The organism is Pedobacter cryoconitis, from assembly GCF_003259615.1.
Classification (GTDB): Bacteria; Bacteroidota; Bacteroidia; order Sphingobacteriales; family Sphingobacteriaceae; genus Pedobacter; species Pedobacter cryoconitis.
This window is the reverse complement of the sequence record NZ_QLLR01000065.1, coordinates 1-2,487: the sequence shown is the minus strand read 5'-3', so window position 1 is coordinate 2,487 and position 2,487 is coordinate 1. Positions and strand designations below refer to the sequence as shown.

At 43.8% G+C, this 2,487-nt stretch carries 2 protein-coding genes; both read left to right on the top strand.

The window, feature by feature from the left end; all coding sequences use genetic code 11:
* Positions 1-136 precede the first annotated feature (136 nt).
* On the top strand, positions 137-1,660 hold the full coding sequence (gene istA, locus LY11_RS26315; protein WP_170132796.1) for an IS21 family transposase: 1,524 nt from the start codon (positions 137-139) through the stop codon (positions 1,658-1,660).
* A 14-nt stretch (positions 1,661-1,674) separates the two neighbouring features.
* On the top strand, positions 1,675-2,403 hold the full coding sequence (istB, locus tag LY11_RS26310; RefSeq protein WP_111636547.1) for an IS21-like element helper ATPase IstB: 729 nt from the start codon (positions 1,675-1,677) through the stop codon (positions 2,401-2,403).
* Positions 2,404-2,487 lie beyond the last annotated feature (84 nt).

The window sequence follows — 2,487 nt, the reverse complement described above, 5'->3', positions numbered from 1 at the left end:
TGCATATATCAGTCTATAACGGGCCACCCGTATCGGTGATACTGGGCCAGTCCTATCGGTGATACCGGGCCAATTTAAACAAAGCAGTATTTTACAGCAAACAAAACTGTAAAATATGGCCGGCCACCGCAAAGACATGTTAGATATCCAACGTATTATTCAATTAAAAGCCCGGGGCGAAAGTAATCGTTCAATTGCCAGATTATTGGGGATTAACCGTAAAACGGTTAATGAATATATTCTTAATCTTGGTGGCGCAGATAAAGATTTTTCAGAGTTAAGCCGTCTGGATGAGCAATCATTAGCCGCCATTTTACCAGAACCAAAAGTATTTAATAAGCCTCAGGCTTACCAGGACTTGCAGGATTTGGTGCCTGTTTACCAGAAAGCTCTTAAGAAATCTGGATTTACCTATTTAAACATCTGGGAAGAGTACCGTAAAAAATATCCCGATGGATATGGTTATACGCAGTTTAAAGAGCATATGCAGCAAGCATTTGCTGTTCAGCAAGCATCTTTTCATATGGAGCAGATCATGGGGGAGAAATTACTCATCGATTATGCCGGAGACAGATTCATTCTAACTGATCGGGAAAGTGGTACAACGCGTCCTGCAGAACTTTTTATTGCTATCCTTGCCGGTAGCGGATATACTTACGTAGAGGCGAGTGTAAGCCAGCAGAAAGCATCTTTTATAAACAGTGTACGGCGAAGCCTCGAATTTATTGGAGGTGTACCTAAACTGATCGTCACAGATAACCTAAAGTCAGCAGTCACACAGGCTCATCGTTATGAACCGGAACTCAATAAAGACTTTAAAGCGTTTGCCCTGCACTATGGCACGGCTGTTTTAGCCACCCGTGCACGTAAACCAAAAGACAAGGCATTAGTTGAAAATGCAGTTAGACTGGTTTATCAGCGAATCTGTTTCGCCTTAAAAGACCAGGTGTTCTTTGATCTGCATTCGCTAAATGCGGCCATCAGACCATTACTGGATCTCTATAACCAAAGAATGTATCAGCAGCGTCAGACTAGTCGCGCGCAGTTATTCCTGGAACAGGAACAGCCGCTACTTTCTCCACTACCAGCCCAGGCGTTTACATTGATCACCTATAAACAGGCGACTGTCCAAAAGAACTATCACGTATTTATCAGTGATGATAAACATTATTACAGCGTCCCTCACGAGTATATCGGAAAGAAAGTTGAACTCCGTTACAATGAGAGCCTGCTTGAAGTTTATTCATCCAGCACAAGAATCGCCAGTCATCCAAGGAGCAGAAAAAGTGCTGGCTTTTCTACGATTTCCAGCCACATGCCCGATAACCATCAATTTATGCAAGGATGGAATATGACCGACTTTTTAGCTTGGGCAAAGTCCAAAGATCCAATAATCCATCAGTATGTAGAGACTGTATTTGCACAGCGTGCACATCCAGAACAAGCACTCCGGTCTTGCTGGGGCATACAGCGACTAGGAAAGATCTACGGAATAGATCGCCTGAAAAGTGCCTGTATCCGGGCGGCAGACTTTGAGCAATATGGTTACAAAATACTGGAATCGATACTGGGGCAAAACCTTGATCAGCAGGATCATGATGAGGAACAGCATTACCTTCCAGTGCATGATAACCTGCGTGGTGCTACTTATTATCATTAACCCAATAAACAGATATGAATCCTCAACAAACACTAGAAAAAATGAAAAGCCTGCGCCTGCCGGGAATGCTGCAGGCTTACAGCAGCAGTATTGAAAGCCAAGGTCATTTACAGTTAACAGCGGATGAGCTGCTTAGTATACTGGTTGACGCAGAATGGCAAGACAGGTCTAATAAGAAAGTTGCCAGGTTAACCCATGGCGCAGCTTTCAGATACCTGTCCCATTTATCCGAAATCAATTACCAGGCTGCCCGTGATCTGGATAAAGAATTACTGAATAGGCTTGCGTCCTGCCAGTTTATCCAGCAAAAAGAAAATATACTGATCACCGGTCCAACTGGCGTTGGCAAAAGTTTCATCGCCTCGGCACTAGGACATCAGGCCTGCGCTATGGGCTACAGGGTCGCATATTACAATACAGCGAAGCTTTTTACCAGGTTGCATGGTGCCCGGGCTGATAACTCTTTATATAAAGAAATCGCACGCATAGAAAAGCAAGACCTACTAATCTTGGATGACTTTGGCCTACAGAATCTTGATAAGCCACAAAGGGATATATTAATGGAAATTATTGAGGACCGACACAATAAAAAATCGACTATAATTGCATCGCAGCTACCGGTGAGCACATGGTACGAAGTGATTGGAGAAGGTACAATCGCGGATGCAATATTGGACCGACTTGTTCATGGTGCACACCGTGTAAGTTTATCAGGGGAATCCTTGAGAAAAGTGAAAAAATAATCCTATAATTGCTGGCCCAGTATCACCGATACGGCTGGCCCATCTTCAAGCGATACGCTTGGCCCGGAATCACCGATATATACA